Origin of the sequence: Brachyspira pilosicoli, from assembly GCF_008016535.1 — a bacterium.
GTDB classification, from domain to species: domain Bacteria; phylum Spirochaetota; class Brachyspiria; order Brachyspirales; family Brachyspiraceae; genus Brachyspira; species Brachyspira pilosicoli_A.
On the sequence record NZ_SAXY01000005.1, the window covers coordinates 1 to 6,736 of the forward strand.

Genomic DNA, 6,736 nt, shown 5'->3' on the forward strand with positions numbered 1-6,736 from the left:
TCTTTTTGTATTTTAGAGACAAATTTTCGTTTATCATATCGCTTCTTTTTCTTTTTTGTTTTATATCTCCAAAGATTATTTCTTTTTAGTACATTCTCTATAGCTGTAACACCTATCTTAATGCCTTTACGATTTAAATATGCTTTAATATAATGCTTACCTCGATATTCTTTAGTATAGAGTTCAATAATTAAATTAATAGCTTCTTGATTATTAAAGATATTTGGAGAAGTTTTCGGTCTAGTACTAAAATTAGCAACTGTTCCAGTATTTTTATGTTTCTTAATCCAAGTATAAAAAGTAGATTTGGGTATTTCTTCTATCTTTAGAAATCTTTTAATATTTTTAGTTTCTAATGCTTCATCCACTATAAATAATTTAAATTCTGTGCTATAATCTTTTTTCATAGTAGCATCCTTTTTATTTGTTTTATGTTCAAAATATTATAACAAGGATACTGCTTTTTTTATACTAAAAAATGTCCAATATCTCATACTCCTAAACAGAAATGAAAAATTATTGTTTAGGAGCCACAGATATTGCACGTTTTTTTAGTTTAAAAAAAGCAGGTATTCCTTATAATTTAATTAATTAAAATAAAACAAAAGGAATACCTATGAAAGAATATACTTCAAATCAAAGAAAAAAGATAGTTATAAAAATCAATAAAGTTAAGAATAAAGAAGTATTAGCTTTAAAATATAAGATTAGTATTAGAACATATTATTATTGGAAAAGCCAATTAGAAACTTATTCTATTATAAAACCTAAATCTACTAAACCTAAGAATAATAAAAATAAATTGAAAAATAAAAAGATTATTAAAAGAATAATTGAAATAAGAAAATTATACGGTTATGGTAAATTAAAAATAAAAAAACAATTAGAGTTAGAAGACATTAAAGTAGGAACAACAGCTATAGAAACTGTCCTAAAAGAAAATAATTTGTATAGGAGCAAAAAGAAAAAAATTAAGAGAAAGCATAAAGGAAAGCATGCTATTTATATTAAAGAAGCAGGAGAAAAGGTACAAATAGATGTTAAATATGCTTTTTTTGGTGAAATACATTATTATCAATTTACTGCTGTAGATTTAGCTACACGCTATAGTTGGAGGCAAATCTATGAGGATAAAACACCTTATAGTGCTTTATCTTTCTTAAAATATGTCTTAAAAACTTCACCTTTTAAGATACAGGCTATACAAACGGACAATGGTATAGAATATACTTATCGCTGTATTAATACTCCTAAAATAAATATTTTTGATGAATACTGCTTAAAAAATAAATTAGAGAGGAGATATATTCCTATAGCAACACCAAGATACAATGGCGTAGTAGAAAGAGTACACGGCATAGACGAAAGAGAATTTTATTCACGATTAAATAAAAATATCACAGTAGAATTATTGAGAGAAAAATTAAAAGAATATACACATTTTTATAACAATCAAAGATTGATTTCTCCGTTATTGTATATTACAATCAAAGAAAGAATCAAAAATATTATAGCAAGTAAAAGTACAATATCTATGGATCCATGACAATATAACACAAATTAAACTTTACAAAAATACTTATATAGTATAGAATTATGTTAATTATTATATATTATTTTTATGGATAAACTTATGAAAACTATTAATCTTATACTTGGAAATCACAATCATCAGCCTGTAGGCAACTTTGACTTTGTATGCGAAAATACTTATCAAAATGCTTATAAGCCTTTTTTAGATATATTAGAAAAATATAAAGATATAAAATTTAACTTTCACTATACAGGCTGCCTGCTTCAATGGTTAGAGAAAAATCACCCTGAACATTTGGAAGCTTTAGCCAAACTTGCTCAAGAAAATAGAATAGAGCTTCAAAGCGGTGCTTTTTATGAGCCTATAATGCCTTCTATACCAGACAGAGATAAAGATTTTCAAATAACAAAATTAAATGAATATATAGAAAAAAGATTCAAAACTACTCCTAAAGGTGCTTGGATAGCTGAGAGAGTCTGGGAGCCTACACTTGTAAAACATTTAGCAAGAAATGGAATAAAATATATTATGATAGATGATTCTCAGTTTCTCACAACAGGAATTGATACAAAAAATATGTACAGCTATTTTTTAACAGACGATGAATCTTATAAACTTAATATATTTCCTATATCTCAAGAGCTTCGTTATTTAATACCGTTTAGGGAAGTGGAGAAATCTATTGAATATTTAAAATCTATAGCAACAGAAGAAGGCGACAGAGTAGTAGTGCTGCATGATGATGGGGAAAAATATGGTGATTGGCCTGGTACTAAAAAATGGGTTTATGAAGATAAATGGCTTGAAAAGTTTTTTGAGGCACTCACAAAAGAAAAAGACATTATAAAAACTATTACATATAGCGATTATATAGAAAAATATGCACCTATTTCAAAAATATATATACCTACAGGCTCTTATGAAGAAATGCTTACTTGGGTACTTCCTGCTAGGGTGCAAGATGAGTTTCATTCAAAGCAAGAAGAGTTAAAAAAGCAAGAAGAAAATGAAATAATAACAAGGTTCATGCGTGGAGGTTTTTGGAGAAATTATTTCTTTAAATATTCTGAAAGCAATAGAATGAATAAAAGAATGCTTTTTGCTTCAAATATGGTTAGAGAATTAGATAAATCTAAAGAAAAAGAGGAAGCTTTGGATTATTTATTACAAGGGCAATGCAACTGTCCTTATTGGCATGGAACATTTGGAGGGCTTTATTTAAACAATTTAAGGCATGCTGCATATGCTAATCTTATAAAATCTAGCTCAATAGTAGAAAAAAAGAAATATGGAAGCGGCTATTTTATGAGTTATGATTTGGATTTTGATATTGACGGAAGAGATGAGGTTGTAATAAGTTCAGAGAAATCAAGTTTTGTGTTTCATAGTTTAAGCGGTTCTATTATAGAATGGGATTTAAAAACTAATAACCCTATAAACCTAATAGACTGCTTAAAAAGAAGAGAAGAGGCTTATCATATCGCAGCAGTTAGAAATGCAAGCAAACAATCTAATGAAAATGAACATGTATCAATACACGAAATAGCTAAAAAGATAGATGATAATATTGCTAAGTATTTAGTATTCGATAAAAATGAAAAAGTATTTGCTATTGACCATTTCCTAAAAACAATGCCTAGTGCCGAAGAATTTCAATTATTAAAATATGATGAAGAGGCTGATTTCTATAATTCATATTATAATTTAATTGAAAATAATATAGATAAAAATAATGCTTATATAGTTTTTGAAAAAAATGGTTTAGTTAATGGCAAAGAAATAGTTTTAACAAAAAAATATATTGTAGAGAAAGACGGCAGTTTTAATATAAACATAACTATATTAAATAAATCTAATGAAAATATAAGTTTTGTTTATGCTTTAGAGAACAATATTACTTTGCTTGCTGGAAGTGAGAAAGACAGATATTATATTGGAGGAGATAACAAAATATCTGATAACTTGTCAAATAAAGGAGAATACAAAGGCAAAATATTTGGTATGGCTGATGAAGGATATATAAGAATAAAATTATTTTTAGAAGCTAGTGAAGAGACAAACTTCTTATATATGCCAAATTATACTATATCTGATGCTGTTGACAAACTTGAGATGAATTATCAAAACTCAACTATAGTGTTGTGTAAAGAAATAAATTTAAAACCAAATGAAAAAATAGAATATAATATAAAAGCTCATATAGAAGAATTAAAATAATAAAAAAGAACGAAAAAAGAAGGTAACTGTAAATGAAAATATTCTATATCATATCTAATAAGAAACATAGCGGCAAAACTTATTTAGCTTCCAATATAGTAGAATCAATAAAAATATTAGGTAAAAGTGTTTGTTATTATAAACCTTTTGTTATGGAGGTAAAAGATAATAAATTATTTGACTGTGAATATATAAAAAACACTACAACATTAAATGCTTCTGATATTTTTGTCTCTTATGCCACAAACGGAAACCTATCTCCCATTCATAGTATAAATACAAAAATAGATGAGAGAGATGTTACAGATTTGATAGATGAATGTAAAAAAACTTATAATTATATGGTATTAGAATCTCTATGCCTCTATGACCCAATAAAAGAAAATTATAACTTTTTAGATTTAATTACAGATATAGAAAGAGAAAATGAAATACAGATTATACCTCTAATAGAATATGATACAAATGTAATTCATTCTAGTCTTGAGCAAGTTGAACTTTTTCATCAAAGGGGTTTTAAAATACCTTTTACAGTTATAAATATAAAAAAAGATGTATTTGTGCAAAATGAAGTTATAGAATATATTAGAAATCAAATTTCCCCTATAAAATTGCATACAACTATATTTGATAACTTTGCAGAAAGCAAAAAGATTTCAGAAATAAAATATCCTAATATTATTATGCAATTAATTAAATAATAATTATTCCTTTGTTTGGTATATTTAAAACTTTTATTTCTGATTCTATTTTCTTTTTAGAGAAACTTTCTTTCATAGCATTAGAAACATCTTTAATTATTTTTTCATCATTTTTAACTAATGCTAATATTGATGAGCCTGCACCGCTTATAGTAACAGAATAAGATCCTGCTTTTTTTGCTTCTTTAAATAATTCTTTAAGCCCCGGTATAAACTTTGCTCTGTAATCTTGATGAAGTTTATCATCAGTTGATACTTCAAGTAAATCAAGCCTATTTGAAGATAATGCAGAAGTGAGAAGTGCTGCTCTTGAAATATTAAATATAGCATCTTTAAAACTTATTTCTTTTGGCAGAGTATTTCTTGCTTTTTCAGTACTTAAATGAAAGTTTGGAATTGCAACTATTGCTTTTAAATTTTTAGGAGCATTAATTTTAACATATTTAAAATCTTCATTTTTGCGTACAACTCCAGATACGATTCCTCCAAGTATGGCAGGAGAAACATTATCAGGATGCCCCTCAAGCTGAACAGCCATATTTAATATATCACCCTCAAAAGAGAGTTTATTTCCAAGAATATAATTAGCAGAAAGAAGCCCGCCGATTATTGCCGCAGAACTGCTTCCAAGCCCTCTTGACAAAGGTATCCTATTTACACATTTTATAATATAGCCTTTTTCTGTTTTTTCTTTTAATTTTTTATACACAAGCTTCATAGCATCAAGTATCATATTATTGTCTTTTGATATCTCTTTTTCACCCTCGCCTATTATTTGGAATTCTATTTTTTTAGAGTTTTCATTTTCGTATATATGTATTTCATTATACAAATCTAAAGCAAGTCCCACACTGTCAAATCCGGAACCAATATTAGCAGATGTAGCAGGTATTTTAAAAGTTACAAGTTTTTTATTTTTTGATATTTTATTATTATCTTTTTTATTAACCTTATTCATAAATTATATTCCTATAGCTTTTCTTATCTCTTCTATATCGTTATCAACTTTTATAGGAGCATTGCATATTTTTATTGCATTGTCAGGGTCTTTAAGTCCATTTCCTGTAAGTACAGAAACTACAACATCGCCTTTTTTGAGTTTGCCTGCTTTATAAGTTTTTATAACTCCAGCTAAAGAAGCAGCAGAAGCAGGCTCAGCAAATACACCTTCTTCTCTTGTAAGCATTTTGTAAGCCTCTAATATTTCATCATCAGTAACACAGTCTATAAAACCATTAGATTCATTAGCCGCATTAACAGCGAGTTTCCAGCTAGCAGGATTACCTATCTTTATAGCAGTAGCTAAAGTTTGAGGATTTTCTATTACTCTATTTTGTACTATTGCCGCAGAACCCTCAGCCTCAAAACCTATCATCTTTGGTAAGTTTGATATTTTTCCGTTTTCTTTATATTCTTTAAAACCCATCCAATAAGCAGATATGTTTCCTGCATTTCCTACTGGTATAGCTAAATAATCAGGAGCTTTTCCTAAAGTATCGCAAATTTCAAATGCAGAAGTTTTTTGTCCTTGAAGCCTAAAAGGGTTAATTGAGTTTACCAATGTTATTGGGTATTTATTTGTAATATCAACAACAGCCTTCAATGCCTCATCAAAGTTTCCTTTAATAGCTATAACCTTAGCACCATACATCAAAGCCTGAGCCAATTTACCTAAAGCAATATTTCCATCAGGAATAACTACTATACATTGTATGCCGCTTCTAGCAGCATAGGCAGCAGCAGATGCAGAAGTGTTTCCTGTAGAAGCACACATTATAGCCTTTGAACCTTCTTCAAGTGCCTTAGCAACTGCCATTACCATTCCTCTATCTTTAAATGAACCTGTAGGGTTAAGTCCGTCATATTTGAAATATAATTCTATTCCTCCTAGTTCTTTTCCTATCTTTTCTGCTTTTATTAAAGGTGTGTTTCCTTCATGCAATGTTATTAATGGGGTTTTATCTGTAATAGGTAAATATTCTCTATATTCTCTTAAAAGTCCTTTCCATGCTTTCATAATATTATCCTTTTTAACTTTATTAATTTATAAAAACTAATTATTATTAATAGTATTTGATATAGAATATAATATAAACAGGATTTTTTCAAGTTTTAATTACTATTAAATTGTTTAGGAGTATGAGATATTGGACATTTTTTAGTATAAAAAAAGCAGTATCCTTGTTATAATATTTTGAACATAAAACAAATAAAAAGGATGCTACTATGAAAAAAGATTATAGCACAGAATTTAAATTATTTATAGTGGATGAAGCATTAGAAA

At 27.6% G+C, this 6,736-nt stretch carries 6 protein-coding genes; 3 read left to right on the forward strand and 3 right to left on the reverse strand.

Going from position 1 to position 6,736, the window contains the following annotated elements; all coding sequences use genetic code 11:
- On the reverse strand, positions 1–407 hold a 407-nt coding region (locus tag EPJ72_RS00400; protein WP_147730307.1), incomplete at its 3' end, for a transposase.
- A 209-nt stretch (positions 408–616) separates the two neighbouring features.
- Between EPJ72_RS00400 and EPJ72_RS00405 the strand changes: the two genes are divergently transcribed.
- From EPJ72_RS00405 to EPJ72_RS00415, 3 genes are all read left to right on the forward strand, one after another.
- A complete protein-coding gene (locus EPJ72_RS00405; RefSeq protein WP_147730308.1) occupies positions 617–1,546 on the forward strand; it encodes a DDE-type integrase/transposase/recombinase in 930 nt (309 codons plus the stop codon).
- 87 nt (positions 1,547–1,633) lie between these two features.
- Entirely contained in the window at positions 1,634–3,751 is a 2,118-nt protein-coding gene (locus tag EPJ72_RS00410; protein ID WP_147730309.1) for an alpha-amylase/4-alpha-glucanotransferase domain-containing protein, read from the forward strand.
- 32 nt (positions 3,752–3,783) lie between these two features.
- Complete coding sequence (locus EPJ72_RS00415) at positions 3,784–4,452, forward strand: AAA family ATPase (RefSeq protein WP_147730310.1); 669 nt, start codon at positions 3,784–3,786, stop codon at positions 4,450–4,452.
- Here EPJ72_RS00415 and thrB read toward each other — a convergent pair.
- Together thrB and thrC are read right to left on the reverse strand one after the other, a co-directional pair.
- Positions 4,445–5,410 (reverse strand): homoserine kinase, encoded by a 966-nt coding sequence (gene thrB, locus EPJ72_RS00420; protein ID WP_147730311.1) that lies wholly within the window; start codon positions 5,408–5,410, stop codon positions 4,445–4,447. The two genes, EPJ72_RS00415 and thrB, sit on opposite strands and share 8 nt — an antisense overlap.
- A 3-nt stretch (positions 5,411–5,413) precedes the next feature.
- Positions 5,414–6,469, reverse strand: coding sequence for a threonine synthase (gene thrC, locus EPJ72_RS00425; protein WP_147730312.1), 1,056 nt, complete (start codon positions 6,467–6,469; stop codon positions 5,414–5,416).
- Positions 6,470–6,736 lie beyond the last annotated feature (267 nt).

Coding starts and splice junctions, on each gene's coding strand:
- EPJ72_RS00405 (WP_147730308.1), top strand. CDS start 617: ATGAAAGAATATACTTCAAATCAAAGAAAAAAGATAGTTATAAAAATC.
- EPJ72_RS00410 (WP_147730309.1), top strand. CDS start 1,634: ATGAAAACTATTAATCTTATACTTGGAAATCACAATCATCAGCCTGTA.
- EPJ72_RS00415 (WP_147730310.1), top strand. CDS start 3,784: ATGAAAATATTCTATATCATATCTAATAAGAAACATAGCGGCAAAACT.
- thrB (WP_147730311.1), bottom strand. CDS start 5,410: ATGAATAAGGTTAATAAAAAAGATAATAATAAAATATCAAAAAATAAA.
- thrC (WP_147730312.1), bottom strand. CDS start 6,469: ATGAAAGCATGGAAAGGACTTTTAAGAGAATATAGAGAATATTTACCT.